The sequence below is a fragment of the Rhodococcus sp. BS-15 genome, assembly GCF_000813105.1.
GTDB lineage: Bacteria > Actinomycetota > Actinomycetes > Mycobacteriales > Mycobacteriaceae > Rhodococcoides.
In genome coordinates this window covers 1-19,480 of record NZ_BAOX01000069.1, presented here as the reverse complement: position 1 = coordinate 19,480, position 19,480 = coordinate 1, and the positions used below count along the sequence as shown (strand labels likewise).

Sequence of the window (19,480 nt, the reverse complement as noted above, 5' to 3'; positions counted from 1 at the left end):
GAGGCCGGCGACGCGCTCGGACACCGAGTCGCGTGCCGTCAATACGAGGATAGGCAGGTCGTCGCCGACGCTGCGCAATCGACGACACACCTCGAGGCCGTCGAGGCGAGGCATCATCACGTCGAGCACCAGCGCGTCGGGACGCGCCGCCGCAACCTGCTCGAGCGCGTCGAGACCGTCGACCGCCAGGTCCACGGTGTACCCGTTGAACGTCAGCGACCTGCGCAGCGACTCACGCACTGCTCGATCGTCGTCGACCACCAATATCCGCATTCATACAGTTTGTCCTGGTCGACTGAGATATGTCTGAGAGGGGTGCCGATAGCGACTAGAGCGTAGGTAGGTGCTTCGCCAGCGGGAGGTTCCACTTTCGCCACAGCGCGAGCAGACGCAACCCCGTCGCAAGCAGTGTTCCCACGATCAGACCGACGTTTTCCGGGAGAGCCAGAACATCGGCGAACACGACGACCGTCGCACCGAGCAGGGCCGGCAGGGCGTACAGATCCCGATGAAGTAGCAGGGGAACTTCGTTGACCAGCACGTCTCGGATCACGCCGCCTGCCACCGCCGTCGTGGTACCGATGAGAGCTCCCGCCAACGCGCTACCGCCGGCAGCCAAGGCGATCGTCGCACCGGTCGATGCGAACAGCCCCATCCCGAAGGCGTCGAGCACCAGGACTCCGCGTCGGACCTTGCCCATCTGTCGATGCGCAACGAACACGACCAGCGAGGCGACGAAGCCGACGGTGAGGTTCGGCCACGTGTCCAGGGACGTCGGTGGGTGGATGCCGAGCAGCAGATCGCGGATGATTCCGCCGCCGATGCCCGTCGTGATTCCGACGACACAGACCCCGAACAGATCCAACCGGCGATGCACTCCGATCAATGCACCCGAGGCCGCGAAGGCCGCGATACCGATCAGTCCGAGCACGTCGAGAAGCATCGGACCAGCATGTCACGGCGCTGACAGGGACTTGACAGCAACATCCGAGGTCCACCACAGCTTCGGCGAGCAGCTTCGAGACATCACCGATCACAACAACGAGGAGCACATCATGCGCAGTGGATTCAAGAAGTCGATCGCAGCCGTCGCAGCTGCCGCAGCACTCACCTTGGGCGGTGGAGCCGTCGCCAACGCGTCGACCTCCAACAACCTGCTCGAGATCCCGGACGTCTACGACATGACAGCGACCGCAGCCGAACAGACCCTCGAGGATCTGGGATTCACGACCGTCAACATCAAGGGATCCGACACCGACGGAACAGCAATCGGAACCAACTACCAGAAGGGGGTCGAAGTCGACAAGAACGCCGCAATTCTCGTGATCAACGGAACTGTTCACTAGCCCGGACGCACGGTCCAGTCGTCGACGGCGGCTGGACTGTCGGCGTTGTTGCCACAGGCGATAGTCTCGGTGCGCAGCAGAATTTCGCAGAGCCGAGGTGAACGAATACGTGCCGATCATCGACAATGCCGTCTACGTCGACGGGAAACGTACTGCCAATCCCGAGAGCCTCGACATCACTTTCGAGTTGATGCGCGAACGGCACGGAATGGCGTGGATCGGGCTGTACCGCCCGGAGGTCGCCGAAATCATGGCTGTGGCAGACGAGTTCGGTCTGCACCGCCTCGCCGTCGAGGATGCCATTGCAGCCCACCAGCGGCCGAAGCTGGAACGGTACGCGGAGCAGCTGTTCGTCGTTCTGCGGCCCGCTCGATACGTCGACGAGACCGAAAAGGTCGAATTCGGCGAATTGCACATATTCCTCGGACCGGATTTCGTCGTCACCATCCGCCATGCCGAATCCCCCGATCTGGCAATGGTGCGCAAGCGGCTCGAAGGATCTCCCGAACTGATCGAACTCGGTCCCGAGGCCATTCTCTACGGCATCCTCGATCAAGTGGTCGACGAGTACGTCCCGGTGGTGACCGGACTGCAGAACGACATCGACGAGATCGAGGATCAGCTGTTCACCGGCGACCCGTCGGTATCGCGTCGCATCTACTCACTGCTCCGTGAGGTGTCCGAATTCGACCGTGCCGCAAAGCCACTCGTCGAGATGATCGAATCACTCAAGCGAGGTTCGGACAAGTACAACGTCGACGTGGAACTACAGCGATACCTGCGCGACGTGCACGATCACGCGATCCGCGTCTCCGACCGCATCGAGTCCTTCCGCTCCAACCTGCAGAATGCGTTGACCGTGCACTCGACCATCGTTGCGCAGCAGCAGAACGAGGAGATGCGCAACATGACCGTGGCCAGCCTGGAGCAGAACGAACAGGTCAAACGCATCTCGTCCTGGGGCGCAATTCTTTTCGCGCCCTCCCTGATCGCCGCCATCTACGGCATGAACTTCGAGGACATGCCGGAATTGACGTGGCAACTCGGCTATCCGATGGCACTGATCGCCATGGTGATCTGCTCGACTGCACTGTTCGTGGTGTTCAAGCGCCAGAAGTGGTTGTAGAGCGGCTTCGCCGCATGTGAGCGGAACCTCGTAGTAGGGGTCGAAGTTCCGCTCACATGGGTACCTAGGACGAGCCGAACACCGGACCCACCGGGATGTCCCGCTCGAATGTCAGACGGTCGAACTCGTTGCCGTATTCGTCGATGGCACCGATCGTCATCCTGCTGGCGGTGATGCCCGGAATACCCGGCACCACATCGACTCTGACGAACGAGTAGTTGAGGAATCGCACCCGAGACCAGGTGATGGACTCAGCCGACTTGGTGCCGTCCGGTGCCCACACGTAGCTGTTCGGAACTGCCGTGTCGGGCAACTCGTTGCCTCGGTAGCTGACGCCCTCGCCGTCCTGGAACGTGTATCGGGGACGACCACCACCGCCGACGGTGTAATAGACGGTGCCGTCGGTCTTTCCGTTGACCGTGGCGTTGTCACCGGCGACCCGAGTCGCACGGTTGCCACGAATGGGATCGGTGCGCTCGAAGACGTGATTGTGAGCCTGGAGCACCACATCCACCTCGAACTTGTCGAACAGCGCAACCCAGGCGTCGCGCACGCCGCCGTCGCTCGCATGCGTCGACGTGGTCGAATACGCGCAGTGATGGAAGAAGCAGACGATGAAGTCGATGTTCGGATCGGCGCGGTACTTCGCCAATGTCTGTTCCACCAGGTGTTCTGGCTCCTCCGCTGTACCGGTGTTGGCCTTGATCTCGTAGCTCACGTCGTTCGCGTCGAGCGAGAGCACCGCGGTGTTGCCGTAGACGAACGAGTACGCCGACGGGCACCCCTTGGGTCCGTTGGTCGGCTGATCCAAACGCGCCGCGTGGCCGCCGTATCCGTTGGGGCTGTACAGCGCTTCCATGTCGTGGTTGCCGGTGGCGAACAACCACGGCGCGGTCGACGCACTGGCTTCGATCGCCTGGAAATAGCCGTCCCAGACGAACGGGTTGAACTTGTCGAACCCCTTCGGCGGCGTCTGGCCGTGCTTCGCGAACTGTGGCGGCAGACCGGCACCGGACGGGTCCGCGTACGCGATATCGCCGGCGAGGATGTGGAAGTCCGGGTGCGAGGCCTCGATCTGCCGATTGATGTTGCGCGCGTGCTTGACCGACGGCTCGTTGTCGGCCTTGTAGTACTGGTCGTCGTAATCACCGGCGACCAAACCTGGTGGTTGCGAAGGGGTTTCGTCGACACCCTGGTCGCCCATCATCGTGAACCGAAACGGTGCGATGCGGCCCGACGGCAAGGCCGGAGACGCGCTGCGGATATCGCTCACGAAGCCGTCGGCGGTGCGCCAGCGGTAGTAGTGCGGCAACTTCGGCGTCAGATTGTCGACGGGTACGTGCACGTAGTACTGCTCCGCCGACAGAATTCCACCGTCGGTCTGTGGCACCTGACTGATCAGGTTGCGCACCTCGGCCGACGTCGTAGCGCCGAGTGCGGGTGTGGGGCCGTGATCGAGGAAGACACCGGTGAGCCCGGGATTGCGGGAGAGCTGCGCCGAGAAGCGCAGCTGTGTCGCCGGGTCGTTTCCGAAGCCCATGTGCCGTCCGGCCACGGCCAGCGGGGCGTCCTGCGCATAGGCGGTACGCGCGAACACCGAGTTCCCGACGCCTACCGCGGCGGCCGTTGCAGCGGCTCCCACCAGGAAGTTCCGACGACTGACGGGGTGCCGCCGCAGGAACGACCGATGCCAATCATGCTGTTCGGCCATGGTCATGTTCTCGGCGAGCGTGCCCGGGATGCCGGTCGCGACGGTCTCGCCTGCGGGATTGAGCGTCATGCCTCGATGGTGACGGCGACGCTCTCTCTATCCGTTAACCAAGCGAAGTTGTTGGGTGAACAACACGAGAACACCGATGCACAACGGGACGAACGCGGACAATCCCGTCGTGCATGGAACTTCGTAACCCACTACGAATTCCCACGCACGACGGGAGGTCGATTCAGGTCCCCTTGACGTTGAGGATCTGCCGCAGTTCGTGCTCGATGCTCACCAGGTCGCGGGCGTCCTCCATCACCACATCGATCGGCTTGTAGGCGTCGGGAATCTCGTCGATGAAGTCGGCGCTGTCGCGAAATTCGATCCCTACCATCCGCTCACGCAGGTTCTCGTGGGTGAACCGCTTCCTGGCCTCGGTCCTCGAGAACTGCCGACCGGCACCGTGAGGAGCCGAGCACAGCCCGGCCCGCGAGCCTTACCGACGACCACGTACGAACGAGTTCCCATCGACCCGGGAATGATCGCTTTGACACCGTCGTGTGCGTCTACTGCGCCCTTACGCGTGAGCCACACATCCTTCTGAGCATGCGTTTCCTTCACCGTGTAGTTGTGATGGCAATTGATCCGCTCGACCTCGCGATGGTCGTCGGTTCCCATCCACTCGGCGAACACCGCACTGAACCGGTCCATCATCTCGGCCCGATTGAGGTATGCGAACCGCTGCGCCCACTTCAATTCTCGGAGGTACTGCCCGAATTCACGGGAGCTCTCGGCAGGTAGGCCAAGTCCTTGTTCGGCAACGAGATCCACCACTGCGCACACAGACGCTGCGCAATCGCGATGTGCTTCTTCGCGATCTTGTTGCCCACGCCCCTCGACCCACTGTGCAGAAACAGCCACACTCGATCGGTTTCGTCCAGGCACAGTTCGATGTAGTGATTGCCGCCGCCTAGCGAACCGAGCTGTTCACGCCACTGCGGCGAATGGTTCAGCTCCACACCGTCCTTCGCCGCCAACTCCTCGAGCTCGCGGAGCTTCGGTGCGGTGAAATCCCACCGATCGACGCCGATGTTGTAGTTGCCCGGAGACAGCGGGATGCTTGCCTCGATGGCGAGTCGCAGGTCCGTCAGATTGCGGCCGTCGACGTCGTCGAGGGTGAATTCAGTTCGCACGCCGATCATTCCGCAACCGATGTCGACTCCGACGGCAGCAGGTATCACCGCGCCCAACGTCGGGATCACAGTTCCCACTGCGCTTCCCATTCCGCTGTGAGCGTCGGGCATCAGGGCTACGTGCGGATGCACGAACGGCATCGACGCTGTTTCACGGGCCTGCTCGAGAGTCTTGTCCTCGAGCTGTGAAGCCCAATTGAGCAAACGCAAGCCCACCTTGTTCGGGGGCATGATGTTCCTTCCTGCCCCCTCACGTGAGAGGGCGCTATTCGATGGGTCGGTTCACGAGCGGAGCTTGTTTGCCGCAGAGAGCGGCACATCGCTCCGGTGAATACGCGCGCAGCACAAGGCTCACACCGGCTCTCGTGTCGAGAGCGGCACCAGACAGAACGGTTGCACGCATGATGAGAACCCTAACGATCGATGCGTCGTCCACGCGAGCGAATTTCTGGGAACGTCGGGGATGGGACCGAATGCACAGAGGTGAGCTGTGAGGACGGGATCCCGTCGATGGGGACCGATAGTGTGCAACCTCGCCCATCAGTCGGGATCTACACTCCCCCACCGAATGCCAAGCCCAAGAGATATGTCGCCCCGGCCGCGCCGTAGCCGATAGCAAGTTGTCGCAGAGCACGTTTGACCGGTGGTCCACCGCTGAGCAGTCCCACCACCAATCCGGTGCAGATCAGGGCGATTCCGACGAGAACTGCGGCAACGGCAAGGGCCACATAGCCTTCGAGGCCGAACAGATATGGCAGCACCGGGATGACGGCACCGGATGCGAAGAAGCAGAAGCTGGCCCCGGCCGCACCGAGGCCAGTTCCGATGGACTCGTGCTGGTCGACGTCGGGCGCCATCTCGTCGGCAGGTAGTACTCGCAGTACTTCCGCTGCTTTGGCGTCGGCCTCCTCGTGGGTCATCCCCCGAGCCCGGTAGACCAGCGCCAGTTCGTTGGCGTCAACGTCGAGGTGTTGGACGGCATCGCGCGCCCCACTGTCCGGGGACGACGCTTCGAGCAGCTCGCGTTGCGAACGCACAGAGACGTATTCGCCCGCACCCATCGACAGCGCGCCGGCGAGCAAGCCCGCAAGGCCGGTGATCAGGACTATCTGGTTGGACACCCCGGAGCCGCTGATGCCGAGAACCAGAGCCAGGTTGCTCACCAGGCCGTCGTTGGCACCGAACACCGCAGCCCGGAACGTTCCGGACAGTCGATTGCGGCCGCGAGCCGCCAGTGCTCTGATGACCTCGGCGTGGATCTGTTCGTCGGCCGTCATCGCCTCCGTCGCATCGGCGTCGGTGGCGTACGGCGAACGGGTTTCGGCTCGTTGGGCCAGCGCGAGCACGAATACCGAGCCGAAGCGACGTGCCAACACCCCGAGGATGCGGGTGCGAATGTCACCCCTGAGCGGCATCCCGACGCGATCGCCGAGCAGATTTCGCCAATGCTGCTCGTGGCGGCCCTCCGCATCGGCGAGTGCGAGCAGAATCTCACGCTCCTCGCCGATGCGTCGGCCTGCCAGATCGCGATAGACGGCGGCCTCGGCTCGCTCGTCGGCGAGGTACTGGCGCCACCGCTTCACATCTCGCGCACTGGGTCCATCGTCCATGGAAGTGAAGATAGACCGTCGCGGGTCAGCTCGGGTCGTACACCCCCGACTGCACTGCCTTGACCAGTCGGCGTGGCACGCGGAACTCTCGACCCTGAAAACGCACGGTCACCAGATCAGGAGCAACGGCTTTCCATTGCGCCCGACGGCTTCGGGTGTTCGAGCGCGACATCTTTCTCTTCGGAACAGCCATGATTCAGGAGTCCTTTCGGCTTCGTCGGCCGTATCGCTTCTCGAATTTCTCGACGCGTCCCTGGGTGTCCATCACGCGGGCGGCTCCGGTCCAGAAGGGGTGCGATTCGGACGAGACGTCGACGACGATCAGCGGGTAGGTGTTGCCGTCGGCCCATTCGGTCTCGCGCGCGGACGTGACGGTGGATCTGGTGAGGAACTTGTTGCCGGTACTCGAGTCCTGGAACACGACCGGGTGGTAGTCGGGGTGGATGCCTGGTTTCATTCTGTTGCCTCTCGTGCTTGTTCTGCGTAGGGGGATTCGCTGCTCTCGCATGGGTCTTCGTGCCACTGACCGAAGGGGTCCTGCCAGGTGGACCAGGCCGCGGGGTCTGCCAATTCTTCGTCGGATACCAACGCCCACTGCAAGGTTCGGTCGATCTCGGTGGGGTCGGCCTCGTGGACGAGGATCACCAGTGAGGTGTCTCGGTCTCCGAACTTCCCGTCCCACCGCAGCGCCGCCATTGCCCGACGGGTGGCATCGACGCGGTCCTGCTGCTCCGGAGTCATTGCGACAAGCCACTTTCCGGCGCTCGCCACCCGAAGACCACCGCCTGCCGATTCGATCCACAGCGCCTCGTCGGGCTGAGTGGCGACCCACGCCCGCCCGCGGGCGGTGACGACGCCGTCGAGCAGCACGTCGATGGCCTCGTGCAACCGCTCGGGATGGAACGGCCGAGTTGCAGTGAATTCGACGAGCGTGACTCCACAGTCGACGGCCAACGGCGGCTCACCACGCAACAGCGGCGAGTGCGCATCGCTGATCGCACCGCGTCGCGCATCGGCAGGGACACTCGCGAGAAGTGCTGGGGCGTCGACCATTGCGTCCCGGGAAACCCACACGACGGGAGCGTTCGGAGCCAACCGCGCCAGGACGGCAGCGAGCCGGGCGCGTTCCCACGCGTCGACGTCGGGGCCTGCGGTGACGACGAGTGCATCGGCGTAGTCGACCTGCCCGACCACCAATTGCGCGACGGTTCGATCGTCGTCGCCACTGGCGACGATGCCTCGGTCGGCCATGGCGTCATCCCCGGTGGCGTCGGCCAGCCAGGTTGCGGCGTCCAGGCAATCGACCACCGCCTCGATGCGGACGTCACGTGAGGCCGGGCCGTCGATCTGTCCGACGACACCCGCGACGACGACGTTGTCCACGGCCCAGCACAGCGCCTCGGGCTCGAGCGCGGGGTCCATGGCGAGCACGATGCGATCGACGTTGCTGCGGGCGGACAGTGCGCGCAGCAGCGGCAGCAGATCCTCCCGGAGCGTGCACGAGACGCAGCCGTGTGCCAGCTCCAGAATGGTCTCGCGCGGATTCTCCCCCAGTACGGAGAGCGTGCGACGTACGACGCCTTCGGCGACGCGGCTCAGATCGTGGCGGACCGCGACGGTCCCCGGCGCGAGCAGTGATGTCACGACTGCGTCCATGGCTCCGGTCCAGCCGGAGACGAGGACCATCGGGGTTCGATCGTCCGGTGAGTTGTTCACGAGCACCCTTCTTCTCGACAACGATTGTCATTACTTGTGGATGCACGCTACATTCGTGAACACGCTTTGTCGAAAACGATTGTCATAACGGCAAGAAAGGAGTGCTCATGTCAGCGCACTGCCAAGTCACCGGCCGCACCCCCGGATTCGGAAAATCGGTCTCGCACTCCCACGTGCGGACCAGCCGGAGATGGGATCCCAACATCCAGCGCAAGACCTACTACGCACCGAGCCTCGGCCGACGCGTCACCCTCACCCTCTCGGCCAAGGGCATCAAGACCATCGACCGCGACGGCATCGACGCCGTGGTGGCGAAGCTGCGCGCACGCGGGGAGAAGATCTGATGGGCAAGAGCACCGACGTTCGGCCGATCGTCAAACTCAAATCGACCGCCGGCACCGGCTACACCTACGTCACCAGGAAGAACCGTCGCAACGATCCCGACCGACTGGTGATGAAGAAGTACGACCCGGTCGTGCGCAAGCACGTGGACTTTCGAGAGGAGCGATAGCCATGGCGAAGAAGTCGAAGATCGCGAAGAACGAGCAACGCAAGATCGTCGTCGCCCGGTGGGCATCGCGTCGAGCAGAGCTCAAAGAGACCATCCGCAGGCCCTCGAGCAGCGACTCCGAGCGTGCGCAGGCCCAAGCAGCACTGCAGCGTCTGCCGCGCGATTCGAGTCCGGTACGATTACGCAATCGTGACGCTGCGGATGGACGTCCGCGCGGTTATCTACGGAAATTCGGGCTGTCCCGCGTGAAAATGCGCGAGATGGCTCACCGTGGGGAGCTGCCAGGCGTCCACAAGTCGAGCTGGTAAAGGGAAAAGGTTTCAGATGGCAGTCAAGAGAGCACCGTCGAAGAAGGTCCGCGCAGAGGCAGGCCGTCGACCGAAGAAGAACCCGTTGAACGCCGCCAAGGTCACCACAGTGGACTACAAGGACATCAACCTCCTTCGTCAGTTCATCTCGGACCGCGGCAAGATCCGCAGCCGTCGGGTCACCGGGCTCACCCCGCAGCAGCAGCGCCAGGTCGCTGTCGCAGTGAAGAACGCTCGTGAGATGGCATTGCTGCCGTTCACCAGCCGCTGATCCAGACTTTCACTCAGAGAGGCCACGTAGCCATCGGCTACGTGGCCTCTCTGTCGTTCCCGATCCAGAGATGAGCAGTCCGTAGATGTTCGGCGTCCTCGAGGGCTTCACCGTCATCTTCGTCGTCATCGCACTGGGATACCTCCTCGCCCACCTGAAAGCGCTCGGCGAACACGGCCAGTTCGTTCTGAGCCGACTCGTGTTCTTCGTCGCGACGCCTGCGCTGCTGTTCGTCACACTGGCGAACTCGGACCTGTCGGTCATCCTCTCGCCCGTATTGGCCGTCGCCGGTTCCACTGCACTGCTCGTCGGAGCGATCTATTTCGTCATAGCCAAGCTCGCGCTGAAACGGACCGTGCCCGACGCGACCGTCGGTGCACTGGCGAGTTCGTACGTCAATGCCGCGAACCTGGGCATTCCCATTGCCGTGTTCGTGCTCGGCGACGCGAACTTCGTGGCTCCGCTGCTGCTGTTCCAGATCATGATCTACACCCCGATCGCGGTGACGATTCTCGACATTTCCACGAAGGTCGACAAGGTTTCCCTGCTCGAGACTGTCACGACGCCGTTCCGGAATCCGATCGTGCTGGCCGGCGCAGCGGGACTGGTGCTGTCGATCACCGGATTCGAGCTGCCCGAGGCATTGATGCAGCCGTTCGAACTCGTCGGGAATGCATCGGTCCCCGGCGCGCTGCTTGCCTTCGGCCTGTCCCTCTACGGTGCCCGGGTACTGCAGAAGGGCATGAGTCCACGGCGGGACGTGGCCCTGGCCACGGTGTTCAAAATGGCACTGCAGCCCCTGCTCGGCTACCTCATGGCCAAGTTCGTCTTCGGTCTGGAGGGGCACGATCTGTTCGCCATCGTCGTCGTCTCGGCACTGCCCACCGCCCAGAACGTGTTCGTCTTCGCCAGCCGCTACCAGCGCGGGGTGGTGCTCGCCCGAGACACCGCGTTCGTGACCACGCTCGTCTCGATCCCCGTCATCGCACTCGTGACACTCTTCCTCGCATGAGCCGAACACAAAGGTTCTCCTCAGCTCACAGCGCTAGTTTGGCTACATGAGGTTTCTCGCTGCAGGAGTCATGTTGTGCCTGCTGCTGGTCGGCTGCAGCACCGCCTCCGGCAGCGACGACGAGACGACGCCGACGGTCGGATCCACCACACCGGTCGGTCTCGCTCAGCAACCCAGCGCCCCTCCGGTTCCCCACGAAGTGCCCGTCGGCGACGTCGGCACGATGTTCGAGCCCACCCCCGATCTCATCCGCGCCACCACCACTCCGTTCGAATCCTGGAGCCAGGTCTCCCCCAACACCATCGCGGTTCACTTCGTCACCGGCACTCCCGAGTGCTACGGAGCCGACGCGTCCGTGACCGAGACCGACACCACCGTCACCATCGAACTGCGCACCGGAACCAGGCCCGACGCCGCCGACAAGTCCTGCATCATGGTTGCCGTCTACGCCACCATGCAGATGACGCTTGCTTCACCGCTCGGGAGCCGCACCATCCTGAATGCGGCCTGACCCGGGCACCGGTAGTGTCCGGGCGGTGAGCGATCATCTCCCCGACCGAGATCGAAGTCAGGTTCGTGCGGCCGACGCGGACAGGAACCTCGTTGCACAGTTGCTGAGCGACGCTTTCGCGAACGGCCAACTCACCGTCCGCGAATACGACGAACGCACCGCTGCGGTGTACCAGGCGAAGACCTACGGCGAACTCGACCTGCTGACCGGCGACCTGGTGCTGTCCCCTCCGCCCGCGGCCGCACCGTCCGGTGGCTCCTCGAACGACCGCGTGATCGCGATCATGAGCGGTGCCGTGCGAAAAGGCGAATGGACCCCTGCCGCGCGCATCGACGCGTTCGCATTCTGGGGCGGGATCGAACTCGACCTACGCCGCGCGTCGTTCACCGCCGAGGAAACCACCATCAACTGCGTGGCCATCATGGGCGGCATCGAAGTAACCGTGCCGCCCGGAGTGAGCGTCGAAGTCCGCGGCATGGGCATCATGGGCGGCTTCGATCACGTCAGCGCGACGCACCCCGGCGCGCCGCGCGTGATCATCACCGGTTTCGCCTTCTGGGGCGGAGTGTCGGTGGAGATCAAACCCGCCCACAAGTGATTCAGGATCGCCGACGCTTGAGGTAGTCGGTCACCACCGCGGCCCCGAGTCCGTCGAGATCCGGCGCGATGACGCGTCCGCCCACGCGCTCGGCCATCTTGTCGACCACCCGCGCGAGGCCCGGATCGTCGCCGAGCCGGAAGATCGTCACCTGCGCACCGAGTTTCGCGACGGTATCGAGTTCGCGAACCGTGAGACCGAGAGTCTTGGGGTGCGGCGGATAGTCGAAGAACGCATGGCCGTCCGGTTCCAGGTGCGCCGTCGGCTCGCCGTCGGTGACGATCAGCACCACCGGTTGCGCATTGGGATGACGCCGCAGATGCCGCACTGCCAGCATCAGCGCGTGGTGCAGATTGGTGCCCTGGTCGTAGGCCCCGTCCAGCCCGGCCAGCTCGGATGCCGTCAATGTCTGTGCGTGCCTGCCGAATCCGATCAGTTGCAGGTCGTCTCCGCGAAATCGAGTGCTGACCAGGTGATTGAGCGCCAGCGCAGTGCGCTTCATCGGCACCCAACGCCCGTCCATCACCATCGAGAACGACGTGTCGACCAGCAGTGCCACAGCAGCCTGCGTTCGAGTCTCGGTCTCGCTGATCTCGACATCGGTCACCTGCAGCTGCACCGGAAAACCGGATCCTGTTGCCGCCGAGCGCAGTACCGCATTGTTGACCGTGCGCGTGACGTCCCACGGCTCGGTGTCCCCGAACTCCCACGCTCGTGACGCTCCGGTGGGCTCTCCCATCGCGCCTGCCTTGCGCGTGTCTCGTTCGCCGCCGCGTCGGGACAGCTTTCCCGCGACATCCTTGAGTGCCGACTGCCCCAGCTGCCGCATGACCTTCGGTGACAGACGCCATTGGCCGTCGGCACCCTTGTCCATGAAACCCTGTTGCTGCAGCGCCTTTTCGAGCTCGGCGAGCATCCGCGCATCGGCCGCGGCTTCCGGCCCGAGTTGCTTCAGCAACGCGTCGGCGTCGATGTCGTCCAGGGCAGCGCCGTTGTACTGCTGCGAGAGCTGATTGCCCAGGTTCTCGAGATCCGCGATGTCCTGGAGCGCACCCGTGCCGTCACCGAGGCCCATCCCGTTCTCGCCGCGGAAATTCTGCGAGCCGTCCCAGTCCTGACCGGGCCGTGCCTGCTGAAGATTCTGATCGAGCTGATCGAGCTGGCTCATCAGATTCGAGTCACCGAAGGCCTGCTGCGCCAACGCGTCGAGCTCTGCCCGCTGCTCGGGACTCAGCGAATTGCGGAGCCGCTGGGCCGCCGCTGCCCGCTGGGCGAGGGAGTCCAACAGCTCCTCGACGCTCGACGGGTTCTCCGGGAAGTGCTGCCCGTGCTTGTCCATGAACTGCTCGAACTGCTCATCGGTGTCCTCGCCCTTGTTGTGGGCGTCGAGCAACTCGTTGAGGTCCTTCAACATCTCACTGATGGCCTGACGGTCCTCGTCGGTGGCACCTTCGAGAGCCTGCTTCATGCCCGCGAAACGCTGATCCAGCAGCTCGCGTCCGAGCAGATCCTTGATCTTCTCGTAGTTCTCGCGTGCCTCCGACGAACGCCAGTCGTAGTCCGAAAGCTCCTGCACCGCTTGGGCAGTGGACGGCGACAGGTCACCGATCTGCATCTCCTGGAACCGCGCATCGTCGTCGAGGGCACGTGCCAATGCCTTGCGTTCCTCGAGTACCGCCTTGTCCAGCAGCTCTCGCACCTCCTGCAACGTGCCGTCGAGATTGTTCTTCTTCAACAGATCTCGTCGACGCTTCGCGGCTCGAGCTGCCAGGTCGTCGAGCCCGCGCATGTTCTTCGTCCCGCGTCGTAGCATCTCCTGCAGCGCCCGACGCGGCGACGCACCCTCGAGCACGTCCTCGCCGATGGCGTCGAGCGCCTCGCGCAGATCCACCGGTGGCGCAAGGGGATCCGGCCCGTCGTGATACCGCCCGTATCTGGAGCGACGCATCAGCTGTACACCGTCTGACCGTCGTCGTCGGGGTCCTTGGAGATCCGGCGGGCGAGGTAGAGACCTTCGAGTGCGAGTTCGACCGCGGCGGCCTTCTCTCCGTCCGAGGTGGCGTTGAGCCGTTCGTGGATGTCGCCGATGACCTCGACGTCGGGAAGCTCGTCGAGCAACGCTTTGGCGGTGATGCGATCGCCGGTGACGATGGGCTCGCCCGTCTCGATCGCCGTCACCAGAGCAGCGAGGTTGATGCCGCCGAGGTGGGCTCGCACGGTATCGGCAGTCGCCCGGCGCAACATGTGCTCGAGGACCTCGATTTCGCGGCCTTCCTCACCCGACTCGAATTCGACCTTGCCGCGGAGCACCTCGATGATGGTGCCGAGGTCGACGGCCGGGCCACGGGCTCGGCCTCGCCGAGTATCGCTGCTCGGTGAACGGCTGCGGCGGCGATGGTTTCGGCCGCTGCGATCGCGAAACGAGCAGAAACGCCCGACCGCTGATCGACCGACGGCGACTCGCGCAGCAGACGGGTGAATCGAGCCAGCACCTCGAGCAGATAGGTGGGAACGGTGGCCTGCAGCTCCGCTTCCTGGTCGATGACGGCCACCTCGGCGTCGAGTTCGAGGGGGTAGTGCGTCCTGATCTCCGCGCCGAAACGGTCCTTGAGCGGAGTGATGATGCGTCCGCGATTGGTGTAGTCCTCGGGGTTCGCGCTCGCCACCAGCATCACGTCCAGCGGCAGACGCAGGGTGTAGCCGCGGACCTGGATGTCGCGCTCCTCCATCACGTTGAGCAGCGACACCTGAATGCGCTCGGCGAGGTCGGGGAGCTCGTTGATCGCCACGATGCCGCGGTGGCTCCGGGGCACGAGTCCGAAGTGGATGGTCTCGGGATCGCCGAGGCTGCGGCCCTCCGCCACCTTGACCGGGTCCACGTCACCAACGAGGTCCGCCACCGAGGTATCCGGGGTCGCGAGCTTCTCGGCGTACCGCTCGCTGCGATGCCGCCACTCGACGTGCAGGTCGTCGCCGAGTTCCTTCGCTTTCCTGATGCTGGCGGGGGTGATCGGCTCGTACGGATGCTCGCCCAGCTCGGCTCCGGCGATCACCGGCACCCACTCGTCGAGCAGCAGATTCAGGGTGCGTAGCAGACGCGTCTTGCCCTGCCCGCGCTCGCCGAGCAGCACCACGTCGTGACCGGCCAGAATCGCGCGCTCGAACTGCGGCAACACCGTCGAGCCGAATCCCACGATCCCCGGCCACGGATCGGTGCCGTCACGCAATGCCTTCAGAAGATTTTCCCGCAACTCTTCCTTGATCGACCGCTGCCGATGTCCGGATGCCTTGAGTTCGCCGAGAGTGGAGATGCCAGGTTTGGTAGAGGTCACTTCTCCACGCTACGAGCGTTTGGCGATTGCCGCCACGGAGTCTTCCGCCGAACTCGAAGTTATGGACGGAAATCGGGCAGATCCCGTCCATAACTTCGAGTTCGGCGGCCGATACACATCTCAGCCCGAGATCGATCACAGCGGCATAACTGTGGACAACTATTTTGTTCATCCACAGCCAGCGCTCACTGCCCATTCTTCACGCGTTCGATGCCACAGTGCGTGGATGGACAGCGCACCGTTCGTCGGATCCGAGGCACTGGCAAACGGGTTGGTCACCCGCCGGCAGCTGCGAGGCCACTTTCGACGTATTTATCGCGACGTCTACATCGACCCGAACAGCGTTCTGGACGCGCCCACCAAAGCGAGAGCGGCATGGTTGTATTCCCGGGGAAGAGCAGTGGTGTCAGGTCTGAGCGCTGCGGCGGTGCACGGATCGGGCTGGATCTCGGCCGACCACGATGCCGAACTCCTCTGGGCCGAACATCGCAGGCAGTTCGACGGCCTTCGCATCGGTTTCGACGAGCTGCTGCCTGAAGAAGTCGAGAGTGTCGACGGCTTGGTCGTCACCACAGCGGCGAGAACTGCATACGACCTCGGCCGACGCAGACCGTTCGGAACCGCCGTGGCACGGCTGGATGCGCTGTGCCGCGCAACCGGAGTCGGCGTTCACGACATCGCCCGGCTTGCAGAAAACCATCGAGGTGCCCGCGGCATCGTTCAGTTGCGGGCCGTGCTCGCCGTGGTCGACGCAGGTGCGGAATCACCACAGGAGACGCGCACCAGACTGGCTCTCCTGGACGCGGGCCTACCGCGCCCGCAAACTCAGATCGAGGTGGTGGGTCCGGACGGGAGGGTGTTCGCCCGCATCGACATCGGCTGGGCACGGTGGAAGGTCGCGGTGGAATACGACGGCGAACAACACTGGTCGGACGAGAGGCAACGGGCCTGGGACATCGAGCGCCAGCACCTCCTCGAATCACTCGGCTGGACGGTGATCCGAGTGAGCGCGATGCAATTGCGCACCGATCCGTGGGAAGTCGCAGCACGAGTTCGCGACAAACTGCGTGCTGCCGGTGCCAAGGTCTAGCCGAGCTCGAAGTTATGGACGGATTTCGCCGGAAATCCATCCATAACTTCGAGCTCGGCAGGAGTGCTCAGTGCGCGAAGTGCCGCGATCCCGTCAGATACAGGGTCACTCCCGCGTCCTGTGCCGCGGCGATAACTTCGTTGTCGCGTACCGAACCACCGGGCTGCACAACGGCTTTGACGCCTGCGCTCATGAGGACCTGCAAGCCGTCCGGGAACGGGAAGAACGCATCCGAGGACGCGACCGAACCGACGACGCGATCCCCGGCTCGCTGCACGGCGAGGTGGGCGGCGTCGACGCGGTTGACCTGGCCCATTCCGACGCCTACCGACGCACCGTCGTGGGCGAGCAGGATCGCGTTGGACTTCACGGCTCTACCTGCGCGCCAAGCGAATTCGAGATCCTTCAAGGTCTGTTCGTCGGCAGGTTCGCCGGCGGCGAGGGTCCAGTTGGCGGGGTTGTCGCCGTCCGCGTCGAGCACGTCCCGCTGCTGCAGCAGTGCGCCGCCGGAGATGGGCTTGAGTTCGACACCGGAAGTGGGCGGTGCGACCGCGAGCAGGACGCGAATGTTCTTCTTGCGCTGCAACACTCCGAGTGCACCGTCGGCGTAGGACGCGCGATGATGACCTCGGTGAAGATCTCGGCCACCTGCTCGGCCATCTCGACGGTGACCTCACGGTTGGCTGCGATGACGCCGCCGTATGCGCTCACCGGATCGCAGGCGTGGGCCTTGCGGTGTGCCTCGGCGATATCCTTGCCGACGGCGATGCCACACGGATTGGCGTGCTTGATGATGGCGACGGTGGGTTCGGCGTGATCGAACGCCGCACGCCAGGCTGCATCGGAATCGGTGAAGTTGTTGTACGACATCTCTTTACCGTGCAGCTGCTCCGCCTGCGCGATGCCTGCGGCAGCGGACGAGTCGACGTACAGGGCTGCCTTCTGGTGCGGGTTCTCGCCGTACCGGAGCACGGCCGAGCGGTCCCAGGTTCCGCCGATCCATTCCGGGAACACCGTCTCGGTGTCGGGCGTCAGTACATTGCTCATCCACGAGGCCACCGCGACGTCGTAGGCGGCCGTGTGCTGAAAGGCCTGTGCGGCGAGCGACGTGCGCTCGGCGAGGGTGAATCCGCCACCGGAGACAGCCGTGAGCACGTCCTCGTAGCGGGCCGGGTCGACGACGACGGCCACCGACGGATGGTTCTTGGCCGCGGCGCGCACCATCGACGGTCCGCCGATGTCGATCTGCTCGACGCATTCGTCCGGCGTCGCCCCACTGGCGACGGTCTCGGTGAACGGGTAGAGGTTCACCACGACGAGCTCGAACGCCTCGATGCCCAAGTCCTCGAGCTGGGCAAGATGTTCGGGCTTACGGGTGTCGGCGAGCACGCCGGCATGCACGCGAGGATGCAGCGTCTTGACGCGACCCTCGAGGGTCTCGGGAAATCCGGTGAGGTCCTCGACCTTGGTGACCGGGATTCCGGCGTCGGCGATCTTGCTCGCCGTCGATCCGGTGGACACCAGAGCGACGCCTGCGCTGTGCAAGCCGGTCGCCAGTTCGATCAGTCCGGTCTTGTCGTAGACGCTGACCAGCGCGCGGCGCACTGCTTTACGTTCACTCATCGGATTATCTGAGCCTTTCGTCCATCGGAGGTGACACCTTTGGCGGCCACGGCTGCGATCACGTCGACCAGCAACCGTCGCTCGACAGTCTTGATGCGTTCGTGCAACGCGGATTCGTCGTCGCCGTCGAGTACCGGTACGGCTTCCTGCGCCAGGATCGGCCCGGTGTCGACGCCGGAATCGACCAGATGAACCGTCGAACCGGTCAGTTTGACGCCGTGGTCGAGTGCGTCCCGCACGGCATGTGCACCGGGGAACGACGGCAGGAGCGCGGGGTGGGTGTTGACGATGCGTCCGGTGTAGGCCCCGAGGAATTGCGGGCCGAGGATCTTCATGAAACCGGCGGTGACGACCAGGTCGGGCTCGAAGCTCGAGGCGGCATCGGTGAGCGCGTGGTCCCAGGCCGATCGATCGGCGAAGTCTCGCAGGGCAATACGGAAGTGCGGGATCGCGGCATCGTCGGCACGGCGGACTGCATCGCAGTCGCGATCGACTCCCACGGCGACGATGCGGGCGGGATAGTTCTCGGTGGCAGTCGCGGCTATGAGCGACTGCAGGAGCGAGCCGGTCCCCGATGCGAGGACGACGACCCGCGCGGGTGTCTCACGCAAGGCAGTCAGCGCACTACTCCTGAAATATCGAGGCGGATCGTTCGAGCCAGCGGAAAGCCTAGTCGCTGCGCCCTCGAGCCCTACCGGGCAGGTCCGTCCCGATCCCCGGGCGGTGCGACGATCTCGACGTCCAACGGTTCGTCGGTAGCGGCCTCGACGGTCGCATCCGGTTCTTCGGCCGGGGGCATCTCGGCCGGGACGTCGTCCACGGCCTCGTCCACGACCTCCGCCTCGACGACCTCCTCGACCTGTTCGACCTGTTCGTCGTCCTCGGGCTCGGATGGGGCGGCCTCGATCGCCAACTCGGCCGCAGCGACGGGAGCCGGAACGGGCTCGTCCTGGACCGGCTCGGGTACTGCTCGACGCCACACGACGAGGGCCGCGGAGGCGGACCCGGCGACGGCCAACCATGCGAATGTCAGCAGCCCGAAGCTCCACACGGTGACTTCGACGGTGCCGAAGGTGCCGAGGTTTCCGCCTGCTGCGTAGCCGAACAGCGCGGCGAGCACACCGGTTGCAGCTGCGACGACCCACACGGAGGACACTGCGACCTGGATGTCGGCGCTGCGGATTGCGCAGTCGCGGCCGAGCAACAATCCGGCGCCGATCGGGACGACGAGCATCACGACCCAGATCGTCTGGGCCGATCCTTCGGGAAGGACGGCCAGGATCGGCAGCGGCGGGAGCGGCCCTCCCGTCGTCGAGAACAGGCTGACCGACGCGTCACCGAACCCGGCAGTGGAACCGGTGGCCACCGCGAGGGCACCGATGACGACGTTGGGAAGGTAGAGCACCGACAGCACGGTCAGCCCGAGCATGCCGACGACATCGCGTCCGCTCTCGACCAGTGCGCCCGCGGTCTCCCAGGAGGCGAGCAGGGCGAGCAGTACGACGGCCGCGCCGCCCGCGGCAAGGATCGCCTA

Annotated in this window: 21 protein-coding genes and 3 pseudogenes; 10 read left to right on the top strand and 14 right to left on the bottom strand. The window is 64.4% G+C overall.

What is annotated here, in order from left to right:
• Both RHBS_RS10985 and RHBS_RS10980 read right to left on the bottom strand, forming a co-directional pair.
• On the bottom strand, window positions 1–273 hold a 273-nt coding region (locus tag RHBS_RS10985; protein WP_145977504.1), incomplete at its 3' end, for a response regulator.
• A 55-nt stretch (window positions 274–328) separates the two neighbouring features.
• Window positions 329–943 carry a trimeric intracellular cation channel family protein gene (locus RHBS_RS10980; protein ID WP_128645551.1) on the bottom strand — a complete coding sequence of 205 codons (615 nt, stop codon included), beginning with the start codon at window positions 941–943 and terminating at the stop codon, window positions 329–331.
• Window positions 944–974: 31 nt separating this feature from the next.
• On the opposite strand from RHBS_RS10980, the gene RHBS_RS10975 reads away from it, so the two are divergent.
• A complete protein-coding gene (locus RHBS_RS10975; RefSeq protein ID WP_128645550.1) occupies window positions 975–1,346 on the top strand; it encodes a PASTA domain-containing protein in 372 nt (123 codons plus the stop codon).
• A 109-nt stretch (window positions 1,347–1,455) separates the two neighbouring features.
• Entirely contained in the window at window positions 1,456–2,472 is a 1,017-nt protein-coding gene (gene corA, locus RHBS_RS10970) for a magnesium/cobalt transporter CorA (protein ID WP_128645553.1), read from the top strand.
• 64 nt (window positions 2,473–2,536) lie between these two features.
• On the opposite strand, the gene RHBS_RS10965 is transcribed toward corA, so the two are convergent.
• From RHBS_RS10965 to mrf, 7 genes and pseudogenes are all read right to left on the bottom strand, one after another.
• Window positions 2,537–4,252: a metallophosphoesterase gene (locus RHBS_RS10965; protein WP_128645549.1), complete on the bottom strand. Its 1,716-nt coding sequence runs from the start codon at window positions 4,250–4,252 to the stop codon at window positions 2,537–2,539.
• 163 nt (window positions 4,253–4,415) lie between these two features.
• On the bottom strand, window positions 4,416–4,652 hold the full coding sequence (locus RHBS_RS31490; RefSeq protein WP_272913854.1) for an RtcB family protein: 237 nt from the start codon (window positions 4,650–4,652) through the stop codon (window positions 4,416–4,418).
• Window positions 4,559–5,475: pseudogene (locus RHBS_RS10960) on the bottom strand (RtcB family protein). Before RHBS_RS10960 ends, RHBS_RS31490 begins: the two are co-directional and overlap by 94 nt.
• 440 nt (window positions 5,476–5,915) lie before the next feature.
• A complete protein-coding gene (locus tag RHBS_RS10955; RefSeq protein ID WP_128645548.1) occupies window positions 5,916–6,974 on the bottom strand; it encodes a VIT1/CCC1 family protein in 1,059 nt (352 codons plus the stop codon).
• 25 nt (window positions 6,975–6,999) lie between these two features.
• Window positions 7,000–7,167 carry a 50S ribosomal protein L32 gene (rpmF, locus tag RHBS_RS10950; RefSeq protein WP_094680038.1) on the bottom strand — a complete coding sequence of 56 codons (168 nt, stop codon included), beginning with the start codon at window positions 7,165–7,167 and terminating at the stop codon, window positions 7,000–7,002.
• Window positions 7,168–7,170: 3 nt separating this feature from the next.
• Complete coding sequence (locus RHBS_RS10945; RefSeq protein ID WP_128645547.1) at window positions 7,171–7,431, bottom strand: type B 50S ribosomal protein L31; 261 nt, start codon at window positions 7,429–7,431, stop codon at window positions 7,171–7,173.
• On the bottom strand, window positions 7,428–8,660 hold the full coding sequence (gene mrf / locus RHBS_RS10940) for a ribosome hibernation factor-recruiting GTPase MRF (protein ID WP_128645552.1): 1,233 nt from the start codon (window positions 8,658–8,660) through the stop codon (window positions 7,428–7,430). Before mrf ends, RHBS_RS10945 begins: the two co-directional genes overlap by 4 nt.
• 137 nt (window positions 8,661–8,797) lie before the next feature.
• Here mrf and rpmB point away from each other — a divergent pair, with 137 nt between their 5' ends.
• The 7 genes from rpmB to RHBS_RS10905 all read left to right on the top strand — a co-directional run bounded on the left by rpmB (window position 8,798) and on the right by RHBS_RS10905 (window position 11,901).
• Entirely contained in the window at window positions 8,798–9,034 is a 237-nt protein-coding gene (gene rpmB, locus RHBS_RS10935) for a 50S ribosomal protein L28 (RefSeq protein WP_008719020.1), read from the top strand.
• Window positions 9,031–9,201: a 50S ribosomal protein L33 gene (gene rpmG, locus RHBS_RS10930; RefSeq protein ID WP_170944568.1), complete on the top strand. Its 171-nt coding sequence runs from the start codon at window positions 9,031–9,033 to the stop codon at window positions 9,199–9,201. Before rpmB ends, rpmG begins: the two co-directional genes overlap by 4 nt.
• 2 nt (window positions 9,202–9,203) lie before the next feature.
• The gene (gene rpsN / locus RHBS_RS10925) at window positions 9,204–9,509 is read left to right on the top strand and encodes a 30S ribosomal protein S14 (RefSeq protein WP_121870665.1); all 306 of its coding nucleotides are present in this window, start codon (window positions 9,204–9,206) and stop codon (window positions 9,507–9,509) included.
• A gap of 16 nt (window positions 9,510–9,525) precedes the next feature.
• The gene (rpsR, locus tag RHBS_RS10920) at window positions 9,526–9,780 is read left to right on the top strand and encodes a 30S ribosomal protein S18 (RefSeq protein ID WP_008719028.1); all 255 of its coding nucleotides are present in this window, start codon (window positions 9,526–9,528) and stop codon (window positions 9,778–9,780) included.
• 85 nt (window positions 9,781–9,865) lie between these two features.
• Window positions 9,866–10,792: an AEC family transporter gene (locus RHBS_RS10915; protein WP_128645546.1), complete on the top strand. Its 927-nt coding sequence runs from the start codon at window positions 9,866–9,868 to the stop codon at window positions 10,790–10,792.
• 46 nt (window positions 10,793–10,838) lie between these two features.
• Complete coding sequence (locus RHBS_RS10910) at window positions 10,839–11,303, top strand: hypothetical protein (RefSeq protein ID WP_128645545.1); 465 nt, start codon at window positions 10,839–10,841, stop codon at window positions 11,301–11,303.
• A gap of 25 nt (window positions 11,304–11,328) precedes the next feature.
• Window positions 11,329–11,901: a DUF1707 domain-containing protein gene (locus RHBS_RS10905; RefSeq protein WP_121870668.1), complete on the top strand. Its 573-nt coding sequence runs from the start codon at window positions 11,329–11,331 to the stop codon at window positions 11,899–11,901.
• A gap of 1 nt (window position 11,902) precedes the next feature.
• Here the strand turns inward: RHBS_RS10905 and RHBS_RS10900 are convergent, their stop codons facing one another.
• Both RHBS_RS10900 and RHBS_RS10895 read right to left on the bottom strand, forming a co-directional pair.
• A complete protein-coding gene (locus tag RHBS_RS10900; RefSeq protein ID WP_128645544.1) occupies window positions 11,903–13,849 on the bottom strand; it encodes a VWA domain-containing protein in 1,947 nt (648 codons plus the stop codon).
• Window positions 13,849–15,233: pseudogene (locus tag RHBS_RS10895) on the bottom strand (ATP-binding protein). Before RHBS_RS10895 ends, RHBS_RS10900 begins: the two are co-directional and overlap by 1 nt.
• Window positions 15,234–15,459: 226 nt before the next feature.
• Between RHBS_RS10895 and RHBS_RS10890 the strand changes: the two are divergent.
• Entirely contained in the window at window positions 15,460–16,323 is an 864-nt protein-coding gene (locus RHBS_RS10890; protein ID WP_128645543.1) for a DUF559 domain-containing protein, read from the top strand.
• 67 nt (window positions 16,324–16,390) lie between these two features.
• Here RHBS_RS10890 and purH read toward each other — a convergent pair.
• The 3 genes and pseudogenes from purH to RHBS_RS10875 all read right to left on the bottom strand — a co-directional run bounded on the left by purH (window position 16,391) and on the right by RHBS_RS10875 (window position 19,474).
• Window positions 16,391–17,946: pseudogene (gene purH, locus RHBS_RS10885) on the bottom strand (bifunctional phosphoribosylaminoimidazolecarboxamide formyltransferase/IMP cyclohydrolase).
• Entirely contained in the window at window positions 17,943–18,557 is a 615-nt protein-coding gene (gene purN / locus RHBS_RS10880) for a phosphoribosylglycinamide formyltransferase (RefSeq protein ID WP_128645542.1), read from the bottom strand. Before purN ends, purH begins: the two are co-directional and overlap by 4 nt.
• An 80-nt stretch (window positions 18,558–18,637) precedes the next feature.
• A complete protein-coding gene (locus RHBS_RS10875) occupies window positions 18,638–19,474 on the bottom strand; it encodes a DUF6350 family protein (RefSeq protein ID WP_272913853.1) in 837 nt (278 codons plus the stop codon).
• Window positions 19,475–19,480: the final 6 nt, after the last annotated feature.

Excerpts from the sequence above, each read along its gene's own strand:
- RHBS_RS10980 (WP_128645551.1), bottom strand. The coding sequence starts at position 943 with ATGCTTCTCGACGTGCTCGGACTGATCGGTATCGCGGCCTTCGCGGCC.
- RHBS_RS10965 (WP_128645549.1), bottom strand. The coding sequence starts at position 4,252 with ATGACGCTCAATCCCGCAGGCGAGACCGTCGCGACCGGCATCCCGGGC.
- RHBS_RS10955 (WP_128645548.1), bottom strand. The coding sequence starts at position 6,974 with ATGGACGATGGACCCAGTGCGCGAGATGTGAAGCGGTGGCGCCAGTAC.
- rpmF (WP_094680038.1), bottom strand. The coding sequence starts at position 7,167 with ATGGCTGTTCCGAAGAGAAAGATGTCGCGCTCGAACACCCGAAGCCGT.
- RHBS_RS10945 (WP_128645547.1), bottom strand. The coding sequence starts at position 7,431 with ATGAAACCAGGCATCCACCCCGACTACCACCCGGTCGTGTTCCAGGAC.
- mrf (WP_128645552.1), bottom strand. The coding sequence starts at position 8,660 with ATGGTCCTCGTCTCCGGCTGGACCGGAGCCATGGACGCAGTCGTGACA.
- rpmB (WP_008719020.1), top strand. The coding sequence starts at position 8,798 with ATGTCAGCGCACTGCCAAGTCACCGGCCGCACCCCCGGATTCGGAAAA.
- rpsN (WP_121870665.1), top strand. The coding sequence starts at position 9,204 with ATGGCGAAGAAGTCGAAGATCGCGAAGAACGAGCAACGCAAGATCGTC.
- rpsR (WP_008719028.1), top strand. The coding sequence starts at position 9,526 with ATGGCAGTCAAGAGAGCACCGTCGAAGAAGGTCCGCGCAGAGGCAGGC.
- RHBS_RS10915 (WP_128645546.1), top strand. The coding sequence starts at position 9,866 with ATGTTCGGCGTCCTCGAGGGCTTCACCGTCATCTTCGTCGTCATCGCA.
- RHBS_RS10910 (WP_128645545.1), top strand. The coding sequence starts at position 10,839 with ATGAGGTTTCTCGCTGCAGGAGTCATGTTGTGCCTGCTGCTGGTCGGC.
- RHBS_RS10900 (WP_128645544.1), bottom strand. The coding sequence starts at position 13,849 with ATGCGTCGCTCCAGATACGGGCGGTATCACGACGGGCCGGATCCCCTT.
- RHBS_RS10890 (WP_128645543.1), top strand. The coding sequence starts at position 15,460 with ATGGACAGCGCACCGTTCGTCGGATCCGAGGCACTGGCAAACGGGTTG.